A 16,764-nucleotide genomic window follows, 5' to 3' on the forward strand; every position below is an offset into this window, starting at 1 on the left:
TGGAAACCGGTCCGCTCCTCGTCGAAACCCTCCTGCCCGGGCAGGAACACCTCACCCTCGACCCGCGACACCAGCGAAGAGAACTCACTCATAAGCCACCCTTTAGACTCGGCGCTCATGGAACTGCGCCAGTTGGAATACTTCGTCGCCGTAGCCGAGGAGGCGAGCTTCACCAGGGGCGCCGCGCGCGTTCACGTGGCGCAGCCGGGGGTGAGTGCTCAAATACGTCGGCTGGAGCGCGAGTTGGGACAGGAACTGCTCGACCGCAGTGGCCGTCAGGTGCAGTTGACCGACGCGGGCGTCGCCGTGCTGCCGTACGCCCGGGCCGCACTGGCCGCCGTGGCCGGCGCCCGCCTCGCCGTGGACGAGGTCACCGGTCTCCTGCGGGGCCAGGTCTCCATCGGGACCGTCGCCTCCTCCTCCCCTCTGTCGTTGCCGAAACTGCTGGCCGAGTTCCACGCGTTGCACCCGTCCATCGACATGGCTCTGTCGGAGGGGAATTCGGACCACCTCGCCGAGGGCGTCCGTACGGGGCGGATCGACATCGCGGTGATCGGCATGGCCACCGATCCGCCGCCCGGCCTGGGCGTCCAGGTCATCGCCGACGAACTGCTCGTCGGCGCGGTCAGTGCCGACCATCCGCTGGCCCACCGCGAGCGGGTGTCCGTCGAGGAGATCCGCGATCACACCCTGATCTGCCTGCCGCCCGGCACCGGGCTGCGGACGTCCGTCGAGGCGGCCTGGTCCGCAGTGGCCGCCACCCCGCGCATAGCCTTCGAGGCCAGCGACCCGCTGGTGCTCGCGCAGCTGGCCGCCCGGGGGCTGGGGCTCGCCATCCTTCCCCAGCCGTTCGCCCGCGCGCACGCCCGGCAGCTGCGCACCGTACGGATCGACAGTGCGCACCTGCGCGGGCGGCTGGCGCTGGCGTGGCGCGCGGAGGGCCCGGCCAGCCCGGCGGCACGCGCCTTCCTCACGCACGCCCGCCGGGAGCTCGCGGAGCCGGCCGGAAGCTGAAGGGCCGGTCAGCGGGCGTCCACGGAGTCCAGGGTGAACCTGGTCCGCCGGAACGGGTGTCCGGGCAGCCGGACCCTGCGGCGGCCGCCCGGGTGCAGGGCCGTCCAGTCCAGCTCCGTACCCGCGAGCCAGAGCCGGCCGAGGGCCGTGAGCAGGATGCTCAGCTCTGGGGTCTCGTCGGCCGGGTGCGGCAGTGTCTGGAGCATGAGGCGGTCCGGGCCGGCGAGCGCCGGATGGCGGCGGGCCAGTGACGTCAGCGTCAGGCCCGGCCCGACCTCCAGGAGGATGCCCGCGGGATCCCGCGCGAGCGTGGACAGCGCGTCGTCGAACCGTACGGCGTGCCGCAGGTGCCGGCGCCAGTAGCCGGGAGTGGCGATGTCTCCGGGGTCGGCCCAGCCTCCGGTGGTGTCCGAGACGACGGGTACCACGGGCCTGGCCGGGCGCAGTGCGGCCACGTACGCCTCGAACTCGTCGAGGATCGGCTCGACGAGGGCCGAGTGCCCCGCCGTGGCGATCTTCAGCAGCCTGACCTCGGCGTCCGGTCGGGGGAATTCCCGCACGAAGCGCCGCACCAGTTCGGTCGGCCCCGATACCGCGACCTGTCCGGGCCCGTTGACGGCACCGATGCCCAGCCCGTCCGGGAGCAGCGGGAGGACCTCGGACTCGGGCAGCTCGACGGCGGCCATCGACCCGGACGGCAGGCTCTGGAGCAGTCTGCCCCGGGTCACGACCAGGGCGAGCGCGTCGGGCAGCGAGAACACGCCGGCCAGGCACGCGGCGGCGTACGCCCCGAGACTGTGCCCGACGACCGCGGCCGGGCGCACTCCCCACCGCCCCAGGGCCCGGGCCAGCGCGTATTCGACCATGAAGACGGCCGGCTGGCCGACCTCGATGGTCGACAGCGCGCGGCGCGCCCGCTCCTCCTCGGCCTCGTCGCGCGGGTCGACGACGGAGCGCAGGTCGAGTCCGAGCGCGGGCCGGGCCAGTTCGGAGCAGGCGTCGACGTCGGCCCGGAAACCGGGGTCGGCGCGGTAGAGCATGCGGGCCATGCCCACGTGCTGGCCGCCCTGGCCGGGGAAGGTGAAGACGACGGGGCGCGCGGTCCGCGGGGCCGTGCCGGACGGGGTCAGCCGGCGCTTGCCGCTGTTCAGCGCAGCCGCGGCCGCGGCCGTACCGGGAGCGACGACGAACCGGCGCGCGGGGCGTGCGGTGCGCCCGGTCTGGAGCGTCCACGCCACGTCCGCCACCGGCTCGCGCGGATTCCCGGCCAGGTGCTGTCCGAGCCGTGCGGTCAGTTCGTCGAGGGTGTCCCCGTCGCGCGCCGACAGGGGCAGCAGCTGCCAGCCTCCGTCCCCCTCGGGCCCGGCTTCCGGGCCGTCCGTGCGCGGCGGCCGGCCCACGACGACGTGCGCGTGGAGGCCGTGCGGGCCCGCGGCTTCGACGCCGGTCAGGCCCGGGCCGCCGGGCTCTTCCGCCGAGACGGCGAGCACGGCGTCGAGGAAGGCCGCGGCGCCGGGCATGGTGTCGGTGACGGCGGTCCCGGGCACCCGCGAACGGTCCGCCCGGAACGGGACCACCGCCTCGGCCGCGACCCCGGCCACCGCGCCGGCCTGTCGCGCCACGCCGCCGGCGTCGTCCCCGTTGGCCACGGCCGTGCCGCGGACCACGGCGTGGATGCGGTCGCCCGCCTCGCGCGCCTCCCGCAGCGGCTTGAGGACGACGATCCCGCAGCCGCCGACCGACTCCTCGCTGTCCGGGCCGGCGGGGCGGACGGTGACCGCACCCGCCAGCGCGAGGTCGCAGTCGCCGGCGAGGAGTCCCTGCACCGCGGTGTGGACGGCCAGGAGCATGGTGGCGGACCCGCCCTGCACCGTCACCGCGGGCCCGGTCAGGCCCAGCTTGTACGCGGGGCGGGCGGCGAGGAAGTCCGCGCCGGTGGCGATCCTGATCTGCCAGTCGTCCGCGAAGGGCAGCCGGTGCGGCTCGCGGCGCAGCCGCGCGGCGTACGGGGTGCTGCCGCAGCCCACGTAGACGCCGATGGCCCCTTCCTCGCGGGCGGGATCGCAGGCGGCGTCCTCCAGCGCGTGCTGGGCGCATTCGAGCAGCACGCGCTGCTGCGGGTCGGTGATGAGGGCCTCGCCGGGCGAGAGGCCGAAGAGTGCGTGGTCGAAGCCGTCGGCGTCCTCCAGCAGGGGTCCGGGGCGGGCGCCCTGCGCCCACCGGTCCCGGTAGGCGGCGACGCCGTCCGCGCCGGGGAACCGGGCCGCCATGCCGATGACGGCGACGGCGGATCCGTCGTCGGCCGGGTCGGATGCCTGCTCGGGTGCCTGGTCGGACGCCGGGTCGGATGCCTGCTCGGACGCCGGGTCGGGTGCCTGGTCGGTCGCCTGGTCGGGTGCCTGCTCCGGTGCCCCCTCACATGACTGCTCGGGTGCCGGGGCGTCGGCCTGGGTGTCGGCCGGGTCGGTCGCGTTCATCTCGTCCTTCCTCCTCCTTCGTTCGCTCACGCCACCGGTACGGGCGGCCGTACGACACGCCCGGCCCCGCCGCCGAGGACCACGTCGAGCGTGTTCGCCACCAGCTCGTGGGGCGTGCCCGGCCGTACGGCGCTGACCTCGTCGAGCCGGTGCAGGGACGCGGCGTCGAGGGTCACGTCCAGCGCGGACAGGTAGCCCTCCAGCTGCCCGACGTTGCGCGGGCCGATGACGGGCACGACGGCTGTGGCCGCCGCCGCGGCCCGGGCGCGCAGCCAGGCCACGGCCACCTGGGCGGGCTGGTGCCCGCTCTCCCCGGCGACGGCGAGCACGGTGTCGAGTACGTCGGTGCGCTGCGCGCTGTCCTCCGTACGGATGCCGCGGCCCTCCCAGTCGCTGAGCCTGCCGCCGCGGCCGCCGCGGTACTTGCCGGTCAGCAGCCCGCCTCCGAGCGGGGCCCAGAGGGCGGTGCCGAGGCCGAGCGCCTCCGCCATGGGCAGCAGTTCCCGGTCGGCGCTGCGCTCGGCGAGGCTGTACTCGAACTGAACGCCCACCAGCGGGTTCCAGCCGCGCAGTTCGGCCAGGGTCACGGCACGGGAGACCTGCCAGGCGGGGAAGTTGGACAGCCCGGTGTAGCCGATCTTTCCGGAGCGGACCAGCTGGTCGAGGGTGGTCAGGATCTCCTCGACGGGGGTGACGGTGTCGGGCAGATGGGCCCAGTAGAGGTCTATGTGGTCGGTGCTCAGGCGCTTCAGGCTCGCGTCGACCGATCGGATGATGTTCTTGCGGCTGTTGCCGGTGGTGGAGACGTGGGGGCGTGCGTTGCCCAGGGAGAACTTGGTGCCCAGTACGAAGTGGTCGCGGTCGCTGCCGATGAGCTCGCCGAGGAACTGTTCCGACTGGCCGAGCTGGTAGCTGTCGGCGGTGTCGATGAAGGTGCCGCCGGCCTCGGCGAAGCGCTCGAACATCTTCCGGGACTCCTCCCGGCTGGCCCCGCCGCCCCAGGAGGCGCCGAAATTGGCTGTTCCCAGGGCGAGTTCCGAGACCCGCAGGCCGTTGTTGCGTCCGAAGGTCGTGTAGCGCATGGTGCGCCTCCTCTGTCGCGTCAGTGCTCGGCGCCGAGCGCCCGGTGGACGTGGCGCAGCAGCTCTCGCCGCTGCTCGGGGTCGCGGAAGTAGAAGTGGCCGCCGCGCAGGGTGTGGTGGTGGAAGGGGCCGGTGGTGTGGGCGCCCCAGCCGGTCAGGTCGCCGTCCTCCTGGTCCCCCACGAACACGGTGACCGGGACGGCGAGCGGGGGTCCGGGGAGGAACCCGTAGGTCTCGGCGATCTCCATGTCGGCCCGGAAGTAGCCGAGGACGATGTCGCGCAGCTCGTCGTCCTCGTGGACGGCTGCGGGCAGCGCGCCCCAGCGCCGCTCGATCTCGGTGAGCAGTTCGGCCGGGGGCAGCCGGTGCACCGGCCGGCGGGTGGTGAACGGCGGGGGCTGGACGGAGGAGACGAAGAGCCGCCGCGGACCCGGCCGGCCGGCGGCGCGCAGCCTGCGGGCGACCTCGTGGGCGACCAGGCCGCCGAGGCTGTGTCCGAAGAAGGCGAACGGCCCGGGCCCGAAGCCGACCTGCTCCACGAGGGCGTCGACGAGGTCCGGCATGCGGGTGAAGGGCGGTTCCTCCTGCCGCGGCGCCCGGCCGGGAAGCTTCAGGCCCAGGACCCGGACCCCTGGCAGCTCGTCGGACCAGCGCAGGAACTCGCCCGCGGAGCCGCCGGCGTGGGCGAAGCAGTACAGCTGGGCCGTGGCGTCGGGTTTGCGGTCCCGGCAGGCGAGCCAGGGGGTCGCGGTGGGCCCGGCGGACCGGGGCGCGGCCGCGGTGGGGTGCGCCATGTTCACGCCTGCCTCTCGGGGGTCCGTACGTCGTCGCCGGCCAGCTCCGCGTCGAGGAACTCCGCGAACTCGACGGCGGTGGGGGCGGCGAAGAGCGATTTCGCGGTGAGCTCCACGGGCAGCCGTTCGCGGATCTCGGCCAGCACCCGGGAGGCGATCAGCGAGTCGCCGCCGAGGTCGAAGAAGCTGTCCTCCGGGTCGACCTCCGGCATGCCCAGGACCTGGCGGAACAGCTCCAGGACGAGGGCGAGGGTGCGCCCCTCGGTGCTGTCGTCGTCCCCTTCCCGGCGGGCGGCGGCATCGGCGGGCCCGGGGGCGGGCCGCTCCTGGCCCGGGTGCGGGCCGGTGGCGGGGGTCTCGGCTTCCGGCCGGCCCTGCGAGGGCAGCAGCACGTACGGGCGGCGTTCGAACGGATAACCGGGCAGCGGGACTCTGGCGCGGCGGGCGCCGTCGTGCACGCCGCTCCAGTCGACGGGGGCTCCGGCGGCCCACAGCCTGCCGAGCGCGTCGAGTACCGAGGCCGCAGCATCGCTCTCGCTCTTCGGCCCGCCCAGCGGCCCCGACAGCAGTTCCTCCCGGCCGCCACGGGCCGCGGCCGGTCCGGGGCCCGGCCGCAGCAGGACGGGGTCGGCTCCGCCGGAGGGGGCCGGCACGGTGGTGAGACCGGCGGCCTGCGGATCGGACGGGCCGTCCCCCGTCCACTCGCGTGCCCACCAGTCCGCGTCGGGCGCCGGGCCGGACGGGTCGTGCCACCGTCCGTCCTGGCTGGAGTACAGCGGGATGCGGGGCGGCCGGGGGACGCTCGTACGGGCGAGGGCGAGCAGCGCGTCCTGGCGCGCGGAACCCGTGGCGCGGGCCCGGGCGACCGCCAGGCACAGCGCTCCGGGCAGGTCGAGGACCTCCGCCACGGCGGCCGCGACGAGGGCCCCTTCCCCGACGCCGGCGACGCCGGCAGGCCGCACTCCCCACCTGATCCACAGCCGGGCGAGGGCGTACTCCCGGGCGAAGGTGCGGACGGCGCGGACGGCCGGGTCCGGGGAGCCGTCGCGCTCGTCCGGGGCGTCCTCGGACGGGTCGGCTGCGCGCACGGCCGCCGCCAGATCGGGGTCGAGGGCGTCGAGGGCGTCGAGGCAGGCGGCGAAGGCACGTTCGTACTCCGGCTCGGCGAGGCGGTACTGCCGGCCGGGGCCCGGGGGCCGGGCGGTGCCGGGGAACAGCAGGACCACGGGGCGGTTGCCGGGCACGCCGCCCCCGGTGTGCCCGGCGCGGGCGGCCCCGGCGGCCAGGGTGTCGAGTGCGGCCGCCGCCTCCCCGGCCCCCCGTGCGACGACGTAGCCGCGGCAGGGGTGCTCACGGCGGCCGGTCTGGAGGGTCCAGGCGACGTCGGCCAGAACCGGCTCGGGCACGGTCCTCAGGTGCGCGGCGAGCCGGGCTGCGGCGGCCGCCAGGGCAGCCGGGGTCTGGGCGGAGAGGACGAGGAGCTGATCGGCCTGGGCCGGGCCGGTGGGCGGTGCGGCGGGAGCCTCCTCCAGGACGACGTGGGAGTTGGCCCCGCCGACGCCGAACGCGCTGACTCCGGCCCGGCGGACGCCGCCGCGGGGCTGCCACGGCTCGTTCCGGGTGGCCACCCGGAACGGTCCGGACGCGAAGTCGATCTGCGGATTGGGTTCCTGGAAGTGGAGGGTGGGCGGTATCGCGGCGTGCTCCAGCGCGAGGATCGTCTTGATGAGCCCGGCGGCTCCCGCGGCGGCGTCGGTGTGGCCGATGTTGCTCTTGACCGATCCGATGGCGCAGTAGCCCCGCTCGGCCGTGTCCTCCCGGAACGCCCGGGTCAGTGCGGTGACTTCGATGGGATCGCCGAGCGGGGTCGCCGTGCCGTGGGCCTCCACGTACGTGATGGTCCCGGCGTCCACCCCGGCGGTGAGGTGAGCAGCCCGGACCGCGGCCGACTGTCCCTCGACGCTGGGCGCGGTGAAGCCGATCCGCGTCGAGCCGTCGTTGGTGACGGCGGAGCCGCGGATCACGGCGAGGATCCTGTCGCCGTCGGCGAGCGCGTGGCGCAGGCGCTTGAGGACCACGATGCCGACCCCGTTGCTCGCCACGGTCCCGTCGCCGCGCGCGTCGAAGGTACGGGTGACGCCGTCGGCGGAGAGGATGCCGTCCTCGCTGTATCCGGACGCCTTGGGCGGGACGTGCACGGCGACGCCACCGGCCAGCGCGAGGTCGCAGTCGCCGCTCAGCAGCCCCTGGACGGCGAGGTGGACGGCGACGAGGGCGGTGGCGCAGGCGGACTGGACGGTCGTCGCGGGTCCGCGCAGGCCCAGCCGCTCGGCGGTGCGCGAGGCCAGGAACTCCGGCGCCGAGCCGAGCAGCAGGTCGCCGTCGGTCACGTGGGCGAAGCGCTCCCGGTGGGCCAGCACCGTCTGGAGGTGGGCGGTGTCGGTCGATCCGCCGTACACGCCCACGGGCCCCGGGCAGCGGTCGGGATCCTGCCCGGCGTGTTCGAGGGCCTCGACGGCGCATTCGAGGAAGACCCGGGCTTGCGGGTCGAGGAGGAGGGCCTCTTCGTCGGAGTAGCCGAAGTAGCCCGCGTCGAACCATTCGGCGTGCTCCAGCAGGCCGCGGGCCGGCACGTGCAGCGGGCCGCCCTCCGTGCCTCCGCCGTCACCGGTGCGCAGCGGCCGGGCCTCGTCGCGGGTGATGGTGTCGAGTCCCCCGGCGAGGTTCTGCCAGAACTCGTCGGTGTCCCGGGCGCCGGGGAAGCGGCCCGCCATGCCGATGACGGCCACGTGGCCGCTGTCGTCCGGGATCCGGCCTGCGTCAGTCACCGGTGCCTCCCCGCAGCGCGGCGCGCCGGCTGCCGAGCCGGGCGCGGTCGACGGCCCGGGGCCTGGCCGCCGAGGACCGGCCGTCGCCGTCGAGGTAGCGGGCGAGCGCGCTGACGGTGGGGTGGGCGAACAGCTCGACCAGCGGCACGTCCCTGCCCAGCCGCCGGGCGATGCTCTCACGGACCACGGCCAGCAGGAGGGAATGCCCGCCCAGATCGAAGAAGTTGTCCTGCGGACCCACGTGCGGCAGTTCGAGTACCTCACTCCAGATGTCGGCGACGACCTGCTCGGTCCGCTGTTCCGGTGGGGGCGACTGGGATGTCACGGGGCCACTCCAATGCGTCATTCGCGGGAATTACGGGGCAGTCGGCCATTTGATCGTCCAAGTGCCGGACTCGGATGTCCAATAGCTGCATTCCCTCGGGGTCAGAACAATTCGTTATGGGAATTGCGGCGCGGGCATGCGCGAAGGCGCCGGCGGACCGTGTGGAAACGGGTCGCCGACGCCTCGCGGGGTGAACGTCTGTCAGCCGCGCAGCACCGTCTTGCTGCGCATCAGGAAATCGGCCAGATAGCCGTCGTGGGGCATGCCGATGTCGGTCCAGTGGGTGGGGTGGTCGCCGATGTGGAGGTTGCTGATGCTCGGCTCGTGCAGGAGCGCGTCGATGAGCCGCTCGTCCCCCGTATAGGCGCTGAGGACCAGCGTGTCGCGCAGCGGTGCGGTCCACGCCTCTCGGGTCCAGGGGCACACCCAGACGCAGGGGAAGGGCACTTCGGTGCCGGCGGCCGGGTCGTCCGGCCGGCCGAGCTGGAAGACGGCGGGGCGCAGTACGGCGCTGCCGTCCCCGAGTTCCTCGACGATGCCGTCCCCGCCGAGCCAGGGCCGGGCGCCCTCGGCGCGTCCGAGGACGTACTTCTCCAGGATCCGGGCGGAGGCGGCGCTCTGCGCGGGCAGCACGGCGTTCTCGTCCTGCGGCGGCAGGCTCGGCAGCGCGGCGAGGCGCCCGGCGAGGGCCTGTGCCACGGGCGCCGGGTCGCCCTCGACGAACACCGCGGTCGCGTTGACGCAGCCGGTGCCGCCGTGGTGCGCGATCGAGTCGACGACGGTGTCGAGATGGCGCCGCCAGTCGCTGTCGGCTGTCAGGAGGACCTTGCTGCGCCCGGGGGTCAGCGGCAGCACGCTCCGGTCGTCCGCGAACTCCCGGATGACCTCGTCGCTGCCGTACGCGAGGTCGGCGTCGCGCAGCATGGCCCCGGCCGCCTCGTGCTCGGCGGGCAGCAGGACCACGTGGTCGTCGGGGAAGCCCGCGGCGCGCAGGGCCGTGACGAGCCGGTGCGGGGTGAGGGGTTCGCGCCGGGAGGGGCGTACCGCAACCCGGTAGCCCAGGGCCAGCGCTTCGGGCCACAGGCTGTGCGTGCCGGGGTGGTTGCCGGCGGCGTGGACGGCGAGGACCTCGCCGCGCCGGGCCCACACCGCCCGTCCGGTGCGGGTGAGCGGGTCGCGCCAGTCGCCGACGGCGCCGGCGGGGCGGGCGAAGCGGAGCCCGCGGTAGAGGTCGGCGGTACGGCGGGCCAGTGTCCGGGTGGCGGTACGGACCACGGGGAGCGGGATGCCGGCGACACGGCTGACGGCGTGCTCGTAGGCGGCCGGGGTGAGTCCGCCGAGTTCCGCCGTGGCGAAGAGTTCGCCGGCGCCGGCGATCGCCGCCACCCGGTCGTCCAGCGGCAGCGGGGTTGCGGTGCGCAGGGCGCTCATGGCCCGGCTGACGAACAGCCGTGGGGCGAGGCCGAGTTCGACGGCCGGGACACCGGTGAGATCGGGTACGACCTGGCGGTTGCGGGCCCGGTACGCCCCGGTGGGCCCGAGCACGTCCAGGACGAGCGGCCCGGGTCCGGCCGTGGCCGCGCTGCCGTCCGCCGCGGCCGCGGAGCCGGCGGACCGTGCGGTGGAGGGCCCGGCGGAGGGGGTGGTGGAGGGGGTGGTGGGAGGCCGCGTCATCAGTAGACCCCCTCGATGACGGCCTCGTCGTCGAAGCGGGCCACCGGCGCGATGTCCTGGACCGAGTCGCCGGCGTGCCCCGCCGGCGCCTCGACGCGGGTCGCGAGATCGCGTTCGAGGTTGTTGGGGAGCAGCAGCCCCTTGCTGACGTGGTTCATCACGACCTGCCCACGGGCGCCGTACGGCACCGGGTCCCCCGTGGCCGGGTCGACGACCCGGAAGGTCACGTACGGCGAGAAGGTGTCGAAGACGCACGCGTCCACGTCGTCCTCGTCGAACCGCTGCCCGGCGATGCCCAGGATCATGGTGCTGCCGTAGTGGCCGTAGAACCTCACCCCGGGGAAGACCTCGGTGCGGTACAGGTGGCGGGTGTCGGCGTCCATCTGGGTGCCGCCCCAGCGGATCGCCTTCACCTTCTCGTTGACGAGGTCGACGAGTTCGTCGCGGCGCGCGAGCCGCTCCAGCAGCGGCGGGGTGATGGTCATGACGCCGATGTCCTGGGTGCGCAGGATGAACGCGGCCTGGTCGACGACGTGTTCGGCGTAGTCGTCGGCCAGGTCCTGACGCCCGGAGGCGATCAGCTTCTTCACCCAGCGCGGGTCGAGGTCGACGTGGAAGCCCAGGCTGCCGTGCGTCCTGGCCGACTCGTCGAAGATCCGCCCGACGATGTGCGGCCCGGAGGGCGTGACCCCGAGCCACTGGGCCCCGCGCGGGAAGCCGTGCAGGTCCAGGTTGGCGGTGCTCCACGCGAGCATGCGGTCCATCCAGTCGCGCAGGCAGACCACGCGCTTGGGCGCGCCGGTCGTGCCGCCGCTCTCGAAGGCGCCGACGATGTCCGCCGCACCGCCGTAGCCCTGGGGCAGCAGGTCTGCCACGGGGACCTCGCGTAGCTCGTTCACCACGTTGGGGAAGAGCCGGAGGTCGGCATGGGTCTTGACGTCGCGGCGCGGGTCGAAGTCGAGCGAGGCGGCCCGGCGCAGCCAGTAGGGCGACCCGGTCCGCGGGTCGAAGTGCCATTCCATGGCGGCCCGGACGAACTCGTCGGGATCCGGGGCCACATCGAACGGCAGGTCCAGCACGGATCGCTCTACGGGTGACACTGTGCCTCCTGGGGCAGCTGGAGCGGGTATACGGTGACGGCGCCCGGCGGGCTCACGGCAGGGTGTGGAAGGTCCGCCGGTACCAGAGCAGCGGACTGCCGGGGCGCCCGGCCCGAACCCCGGCGAGCGCCCCGAGCAGCAGGTCGTGGTCTCCGGCGGGAACGACCTCGTGGCGCAGGCAGCGGTAGGCGGCGTGCGCGTCGGGCAGCACGGGCAGGCTGGTCCCCGGCCAGTGCGCGAACTCCTCTCCGGCGAAGCGGTCGACGCCGTGGGCGGCGAACTTCGCGGCCAGGTCGCGGTGTTGCCCGCCGAGTACGTTGACGACGAACTCCGGTGCGTTCACGAGCGCCTCGTGGCAGCTCGAGGTCCGGCCGACGCCGACCATCAGCAGCGGCGGGCCGAGCGAGACGGAGGTGACGGAGCTGGCGGTGAATCCCCGGCGGCGGCCGAGGGCGTCGACGGTGGTGACCACCGTGAGGGCGGCCGGCAGCAGCGCCATGGCCTCGCGGAACCGCCCCGGATCGGTCAGGGTGGTGGTGTCCTGGACGGGTGTCCTCACAGTGCACGCTCCATCGGGGAGGCGGTCGCGGCGGTCCGGCCGAACCTGCCGGGGGAAAGGAAGCCGAGGGGGATCTCGGGCCGGCGGCCGGTGGCCAGGTCGGCCAGAGCCTCACCGATGCCGGTGGCGTGTTTGAAGCCGTGGGCGTTGCACCCGCCGGCGACCACGATCCGGCCGTCGTCGTCCAGCGGGCCGAGCACGAACTGGCCGTCCGGCGTGCGGGTGAACAGCGATACGGTCACCTGCGCCGGCAGGTCCTCCAGGCCCGGCAGCCGGCCCGGGAGCATCCGGGCCAGGTCGGTCCAGTCCTCGGGGCGGACCGACCGCTCTCCGTCGTCTTCGGGGTCGAGGGCGCGGGCCCCGGGGCCGTACCCCTCCAGTCCGAGTTTGACCTCGTACCCGCCCTCCCTGCCGTTGCCCCACAGGACGGGACCCTCCTCGGTCTCCCGCATGAAGACGGGGAAGCGCTCCAGGTCGAAGCTCCCGTCGGTGGCCACCGGCCGGAACCAGGTCAGGGGCATCCTCAGGGTCCGCAGCGGCAGTCCCGCCACCAGTGCGGGCAGCCACGACCCGGCCGTGACCACCACGCGGCGCACCCGGGTCCCGCCCTCGGCGGTCCGCAGCAGGACGCCGCCGGGCACCGCCTCGACCGCGCGGACGCGGGTGTCGGTGCGCACGCGGGCGCCGGCGGCTCGGGCGAGTCCGGTCGCGGCCCGTACGGAGTCCTCCGCGCGCAGCAGACCGGCGGACGGCTCCCACACGGCGATGTGGTGCTCGGGCAGGCCGGTGTGGCGCTGGAACCGCTCGCGCAGTTCGGCCGCGTCCATGGTGCGTACCTCGATGCCGTGCGTCCGGGCCGCGCGCAGCGTCCCGCCGACGATGACGCCTTCCCCGGGCCCGATGAGCAGGCCTCCGCAGGGCAAGAACAGCCGCCGGCCGGCCTCCTCCTCCAGCCGCTGCCACAGCTCGCCCGACCGCCTCGCGAGCGGTACCAGCCCGGGGTGCTCCAGACAGGTGGTGCGGAACATCCGCGAGCCGCCGTACGAGGAGCTCAGTGCGTGTCCGGGCCGGCGGCTCTCGAAGCCGATCGTGTCGACGCCGCGGGATGCCAGCTGCCACAGGGCGGCGGAGCCCCACGCCCCCAGTCCGATCACGGCCACGTCCGCGTCCCATCGACTCATCTGCTCCTCTTCCCGTTTCTCCGTCTGCGACCGGACCGGCCGGAACGACCGCGACCACCAGACCATGCGGTCGCGGTCCGGCGCCTGAGTGGTCGGTACTCAATTCCGGTGCCCGGACACCACCCGGCCGGGGCGGCCGCGCCGGTGTTCCGCCCCCTGGCGCCCCGACCCGGTTGAGTACCGCTCACTCACGCCCCCGCCGCCCCGCCCGTGGTCCTCTCGGAGGACGAGAGCCACGAAGGGGGAACGGATGCTCATCAGGATCCTGGGCGTGCCCGAGGTGCACGACGAGCGGCAGGGGTGTCGGGTGCGCCTGGCCGGCCCGATGCAGGGCGCCCTGCTCGGCGCGCTGCTGGCCCGGCCGGGCGTGGTGGTGCCGACCGGACGGCTGACCCGTGAGCTGTGGGGCGAGCGCCCGCCCGCCAAGGCGGCCAACGCCCTGCAGGCCCACGTGTCCCGGCTGCGGGGACGGCTGGCGCTGGCGGAGCCCGGGCGCGCCAACGCTCCCCGCCTGGTCCGGCACAGCACGGGGTACGAGCTCGCGGCCGGGGAGCGCGATACCGACGCCGGCCGGTTCCGGCTGGCCGTGGCCGCGGCCCGGGGGCTGGCCGAGCGCGAACCGCAGGCCGCGTACGAGGCGTTGCGGCGGGCGCTCGCGCTGTGGCGGGGCGAGGTGCTCGAAGGCGTTGCCAGGGGTCCGATCTGCGCCGGGCTCTCGGCCGGGTACGAGCGGATCCGGCAGGACGCGCTGGAGACGCTCTTCGACACCGCCCTGCGCACGGGACGCCAGGAGGAGGTGCTCGGCGAGCTGCGGGCGGCGGTGGCGGCGGACCCGGGGCAGGTCCGGTTCCAGGAGCAGCTGGCGCTCGCGCTGCGCGGCCGGCCCGCCCCGGTGGTGGTGCGGGCCCGTCGGCCGGGGCCGGACTCCGGCCGCCCCGACGAGATCGAACGGCTGCACGGGATCATCCGGTTGCTGGCCTCCGAGCAGCGCTCCCTGCGTACCCGGCTGGAGCGGCTGACGGCGTGGGTCAGCAGTCCGGAGTAGACGGCCTCACGATCACGTAGCCGTGGCCCGGTGCGGCGCGGAACGTCGAGTCCGGCTGCACGAGATGAGTGCTGATCGGAGTGTTCACGTGGTAACAGACCGTGGACGAGGGCACGTTGAAAACGGCGGGCGCATCGACGAAGAGCGGCGCCTCGGCCCGGACGTAACCCATGGCGGCCTCCCGGTGCGCCGTGGTGACGGCGGTTCCCCGGCCCGTGCGGTGCTCCAACACCTGACCCACCATCTTCTCGCACGTGGCGGCGAATCCGGGATCCTCGACCAGGGCACGGTCAGTCCGGCGCCGCACTTCCCGGTACTCCGGAGTGTCGAGCAGTTCGCTCAGCGCGCGCACCCGGATCCGCAGGCCGTCCGGGTCGACCCGCTCCACCGCACGGCGGATCCGCCGGCGGACGTCCCTGACGGTGCTGCGGGCCGAGCGCGCCGCGTATTCGGGGGTGCGGCCGTCGGCGACGAGCATGGTGTCTATGTGCGTGTCGACGTACACCACATCCACGTCGGCGAAAGTGCGGCGGGTCCATTCCAGCAGTGCGGTCAGGCGTTCCTGGTCGAAATAGCTGTTGCCCGCGCTCACGCCGACGAGCGCGTGCTCACCGCGTTCGAGAATGCGCCGGCAGGATTCACTGAGCGGCTCGGTGTACATCCCATGGCGTAATTCGGCGAGCTGATTGCCTTGCATGTGCGGTCTCTCCCCTACTTTTTGTCGGACACGGGCTCGCGCAAGGCGTCGATCATCCGCTCGCAGAGGCCGTCCAGGATGTGTGCCATGTCGACGTCACCCCCCATGGGGGCGAACATGACGTCGTCCAGGCTCCGTCGGACGGCGTGCAGTCCGGGGTTGTGCCCACCGGTCCGCTCCAGCAGGTCCAGGACCCGGCGGGCCGCGTCGGTGCAGCGGTACGCGCCGTAGTCCGCGGGTTCCTCCAGCAGTCCGCGTCCGCTGCTCAGCAGGTACGCGGCCAGCAGGGCGAGTTCCTCATGCAGTCGGGCCTGCGGCAGGGCCCTGTCCCCAGATTTCATGGCTGATCACCTCGTTCTTGTCGCGACGGTCCGAGCGTGCGGGGGCCTCGGCCGGGTGGCCCACGGGGACCACCAGCAGCGGCTCGATGTGGTCGGGGATGCCGAGGAGGGTGCGCACGGCGGCCTCCCGGAAGCTGCTCACCGGGCAGCCGCCCAGCCCGCGTGCGTGGGCCGCGAGCAGCAGGTTCTCCACGGCCATGGCCACGCACAGGCGGCTGGTCTCGTAGATCTTCCGCGAGATGTGCCCGGGCAGCCGGTCGGTGCGGGAGCGGTCGACGCAGGCCACGACGACGAGCGCGGGGGTGCCGATGATGCCGGGCGAGAAGGCCCGCAGCCGGCGGACCCGTTCCGGCTCCCGTACCACGACGAAGGACCAGGCCTGCTTGTTGGAGGCGGTCGGTGCGCTGACCATGGCGCTCAGCAGCTCGTCGACCACGATGTCGTCGACGGGCTTGCCGGAGTAGTTGCGCAGGACGGTGCGGCTGCGCAGGACGTCGAGCAGGTCGCTCATGCGGCCACGTCCTGTCCGGTGAAGGCGGGCATGACGTGCGCGGCGAAGAGTTCCATGGCGGTGGCGGCACGGGCGAAGGCCGTGGCGCCGGGGTTGAACTGGAGGCTGAAGGACAGGTCGGTGCCGAACCGGGCACGCACGGCGGCGATCTGTTCGCGTACGCCGTCCGGGTCCCCGGCGAGCACCTTGCCCGCGTCGAGCGCCGCCTTGAACCCGTAGTTCTTCGCCTTGTCCAGGAACTTCTCGTAGCCGGGGTAGTCGGCGGAGCCTCCGGTGGCCAGCGGGGCCACCGCGCGCGCCATGTGCTCGACGTACTGGCGCTCGTGGAACTCGGCCTGCCGGTGGGCCTCCTCGCGGTCCTCGCTGACGTAGCAGGTGAACTTGATCTGGATGCGGCGCTCACCGGAGTGGTGTCCGGCTCCGTCCCAGGCGTCGCGGTAGGCGTCGAGCATCGCGGCGAGCTGTTCCGCCGAGGTCACCGAGGGCACCACCTGGAGGTGGTGGCCCGCGGCGCCGGCGGCCGCGCAGGACTCCGCGCTGGTCGCGGAGGCGATGTACAGGGGCGGATGGGGCTGCTGGTAGGGGCGGGGCAGCAGCGTCACCGGCCCGAAGCGGTGGAAGCGGCCTTCCCAGACCAGGTCTTCCGTGGTCCACAGCTGCCGGACGGCTTCGACGCCCTCCGCGAACCGGGCCCGGCTCTCGTCCATCGGGATGCCGAAGGCGGCGAACTCGGTGGGCAGGAACGCCCGCCCGAAGCCGACGTCCAGCCGCCCGTGGGAGAGGTGGTCGAGCATCGCCAGCTTGCCGGCCAGCTTCACCGGGTGGGTGAAGGCGGGGACGACGGCTCCAGTGCCGATGCGGATGCGGCTGGTCCGGGCCGCCGCCGCGGTGAGCAGGGTCACCGGGTCGGGGCTGTAGCCGCCGTAGGGCGTGAAATAGTGCTCGACCGTCTGCGCCTGGGTGAATCCCAGCGCCTCGGCCAATTCGATGAGCCGCAGGGTCTCGTCGTAGTAAGCGGTGGCGGATTTGACCGCCGGATCGACCACCGGGAAGAAGTTGACACCGAATTCCGTCATTCCCGCACCTCCTGGTAACCGGGGTTGGTGTGCCGGACCAAGGGAAAGCGGGTGCGGCGC

At 74.1% G+C, this 16,764-nt stretch carries 15 protein-coding genes; 2 read left to right on the forward strand and 13 right to left on the reverse strand.

Annotation, left to right across the window (positions count from 1 at the left end; genetic code table 11):
- The first annotated feature begins 117 nt into the window (after positions 1–117).
- Complete coding sequence (locus ACFYOB_RS12900) at positions 118–1,014, forward strand: LysR family transcriptional regulator (RefSeq protein WP_388558722.1); 897 nt, start codon at positions 118–120, stop codon at positions 1,012–1,014.
- A gap of 8 nt (positions 1,015–1,022) precedes the next feature.
- On the opposite strand, the gene ACFYOB_RS12905 is transcribed toward ACFYOB_RS12900, so the two are convergent.
- From ACFYOB_RS12905 to solA, 9 genes are all read right to left on the reverse strand, one after another.
- Positions 1,023–3,491, reverse strand: a complete 2,469-nt coding sequence (locus tag ACFYOB_RS12905) for an acyltransferase domain-containing protein (protein ID WP_388558725.1) — start codon at positions 3,489–3,491, stop codon at positions 1,023–1,025.
- 26 nt (positions 3,492–3,517) lie between these two features.
- Positions 3,518–4,573: an aldo/keto reductase gene (locus ACFYOB_RS12910; protein ID WP_388558728.1), complete on the reverse strand. Its 1,056-nt coding sequence runs from the start codon at positions 4,571–4,573 to the stop codon at positions 3,518–3,520.
- A gap of 20 nt (positions 4,574–4,593) precedes the next feature.
- Positions 4,594–5,367: a thioesterase II family protein gene (locus tag ACFYOB_RS12915; RefSeq protein ID WP_388558731.1), complete on the reverse strand. Its 774-nt coding sequence runs from the start codon at positions 5,365–5,367 to the stop codon at positions 4,594–4,596.
- 2 nt (positions 5,368–5,369) lie between these two features.
- Positions 5,370–8,195 carry a type I polyketide synthase gene (locus ACFYOB_RS12920; protein ID WP_388558734.1) on the reverse strand — a complete coding sequence of 942 codons (2,826 nt, stop codon included), beginning with the start codon at positions 8,193–8,195 and terminating at the stop codon, positions 5,370–5,372.
- Positions 8,188–8,520 carry a phosphopantetheine-binding protein gene (locus ACFYOB_RS12925; RefSeq protein WP_388558737.1) on the reverse strand — a complete coding sequence of 111 codons (333 nt, stop codon included), beginning with the start codon at positions 8,518–8,520 and terminating at the stop codon, positions 8,188–8,190. Before ACFYOB_RS12925 ends, ACFYOB_RS12920 begins: the two co-directional genes overlap by 8 nt.
- A 201-nt stretch (positions 8,521–8,721) precedes the next feature.
- Positions 8,722–10,194: an aldehyde dehydrogenase family protein gene (locus ACFYOB_RS12930; RefSeq protein WP_388558740.1), complete on the reverse strand. Its 1,473-nt coding sequence runs from the start codon at positions 10,192–10,194 to the stop codon at positions 8,722–8,724.
- The gene (locus ACFYOB_RS12935) at positions 10,194–11,294 is read right to left on the reverse strand and encodes a phenazine antibiotic biosynthesis protein (RefSeq protein ID WP_388558743.1); all 1,101 of its coding nucleotides are present in this window, start codon (positions 11,292–11,294) and stop codon (positions 10,194–10,196) included. Before ACFYOB_RS12935 ends, ACFYOB_RS12930 begins: the two co-directional genes overlap by 1 nt.
- A 52-nt stretch (positions 11,295–11,346) precedes the next feature.
- On the reverse strand, positions 11,347–11,853 hold the full coding sequence (locus ACFYOB_RS12940) for a flavin reductase family protein (RefSeq protein WP_388558746.1): 507 nt from the start codon (positions 11,851–11,853) through the stop codon (positions 11,347–11,349).
- Positions 11,850–13,034 carry an N-methyl-L-tryptophan oxidase gene (gene solA / locus ACFYOB_RS12945; RefSeq protein ID WP_388558749.1) on the reverse strand — a complete coding sequence of 395 codons (1,185 nt, stop codon included), beginning with the start codon at positions 13,032–13,034 and terminating at the stop codon, positions 11,850–11,852. Before solA ends, ACFYOB_RS12940 begins: the two co-directional genes overlap by 4 nt.
- Positions 13,035–13,284: 250 nt before the next feature.
- Between solA and ACFYOB_RS12950 the strand changes: the two genes are divergently transcribed.
- Positions 13,285–14,079: a BTAD domain-containing putative transcriptional regulator gene (locus ACFYOB_RS12950; protein WP_388558752.1), complete on the forward strand. Its 795-nt coding sequence runs from the start codon at positions 13,285–13,287 to the stop codon at positions 14,077–14,079.
- On the opposite strand, the gene ACFYOB_RS12955 is transcribed toward ACFYOB_RS12950, so the two are convergent.
- The 4 genes from ACFYOB_RS12955 to ACFYOB_RS12970 are packed head-to-tail and all read right to left on the reverse strand — an operon-like array spanning position 14,063 to position 16,704.
- On the reverse strand, positions 14,063–14,776 hold the full coding sequence (locus ACFYOB_RS12955; protein ID WP_388558755.1) for a tRNA-dependent cyclodipeptide synthase: 714 nt from the start codon (positions 14,774–14,776) through the stop codon (positions 14,063–14,065). The genes ACFYOB_RS12950 and ACFYOB_RS12955 overlap by 17 nt on opposite strands.
- A 14-nt stretch (positions 14,777–14,790) precedes the next feature.
- Positions 14,791–15,117 (reverse strand): DUF6092 family protein, encoded by a 327-nt coding sequence (locus ACFYOB_RS12960; protein ID WP_388558758.1) that lies wholly within the window; start codon positions 15,115–15,117, stop codon positions 14,791–14,793.
- The gene (locus tag ACFYOB_RS12965; RefSeq protein WP_388558761.1) at positions 15,074–15,628 is read right to left on the reverse strand and encodes a nitroreductase family protein; all 555 of its coding nucleotides are present in this window, start codon (positions 15,626–15,628) and stop codon (positions 15,074–15,076) included. Before ACFYOB_RS12965 ends, ACFYOB_RS12960 begins: the two co-directional genes overlap by 44 nt.
- The gene (locus ACFYOB_RS12970; RefSeq protein ID WP_388558764.1) at positions 15,625–16,704 is read right to left on the reverse strand and encodes an LLM class flavin-dependent oxidoreductase; all 1,080 of its coding nucleotides are present in this window, start codon (positions 16,702–16,704) and stop codon (positions 15,625–15,627) included. The genes ACFYOB_RS12965 and ACFYOB_RS12970 overlap by 4 nt, the downstream gene beginning before the upstream one ends.
- Positions 16,705–16,764: the final 60 nt, after the last annotated feature.

The organism is Streptomyces sp. NPDC006463 (assembly GCF_042870715.1).
GTDB lineage: Bacteria > Actinomycetota > Actinomycetes > Streptomycetales > Streptomycetaceae > Streptomyces.

Coding starts and splice junctions, on each gene's coding strand:
- ACFYOB_RS12900 (WP_388558722.1), top strand. CDS start 118: ATGGAACTGCGCCAGTTGGAATACTTCGTCGCCGTAGCCGAGGAGGCG.
- ACFYOB_RS12905 (WP_388558725.1), bottom strand. CDS start 3,491: ATGAACGCGACCGACCCGGCCGACACCCAGGCCGACGCCCCGGCACCC.
- ACFYOB_RS12910 (WP_388558728.1), bottom strand. CDS start 4,573: ATGCGCTACACGACCTTCGGACGCAACAACGGCCTGCGGGTCTCGGAA.
- ACFYOB_RS12915 (WP_388558731.1), bottom strand. CDS start 5,367: ATGGCGCACCCCACCGCGGCCGCGCCCCGGTCCGCCGGGCCCACCGCG.
- ACFYOB_RS12930 (WP_388558740.1), bottom strand. CDS start 10,194: ATGACGCGGCCTCCCACCACCCCCTCCACCACCCCCTCCGCCGGGCCC.
- solA (WP_388558749.1), bottom strand. CDS start 13,034: ATGAGTCGATGGGACGCGGACGTGGCCGTGATCGGACTGGGGGCGTGG.
- ACFYOB_RS12950 (WP_388558752.1), top strand. CDS start 13,285: ATGCTCATCAGGATCCTGGGCGTGCCCGAGGTGCACGACGAGCGGCAG.
- ACFYOB_RS12955 (WP_388558755.1), bottom strand. CDS start 14,776: ATGCAAGGCAATCAGCTCGCCGAATTACGCCATGGGATGTACACCGAG.
- ACFYOB_RS12960 (WP_388558758.1), bottom strand. CDS start 15,117: ATGAAATCTGGGGACAGGGCCCTGCCGCAGGCCCGACTGCATGAGGAA.
- ACFYOB_RS12965 (WP_388558761.1), bottom strand. CDS start 15,628: ATGAGCGACCTGCTCGACGTCCTGCGCAGCCGCACCGTCCTGCGCAAC.
- ACFYOB_RS12970 (WP_388558764.1), bottom strand. CDS start 16,704: ATGACGGAATTCGGTGTCAACTTCTTCCCGGTGGTCGATCCGGCGGTC.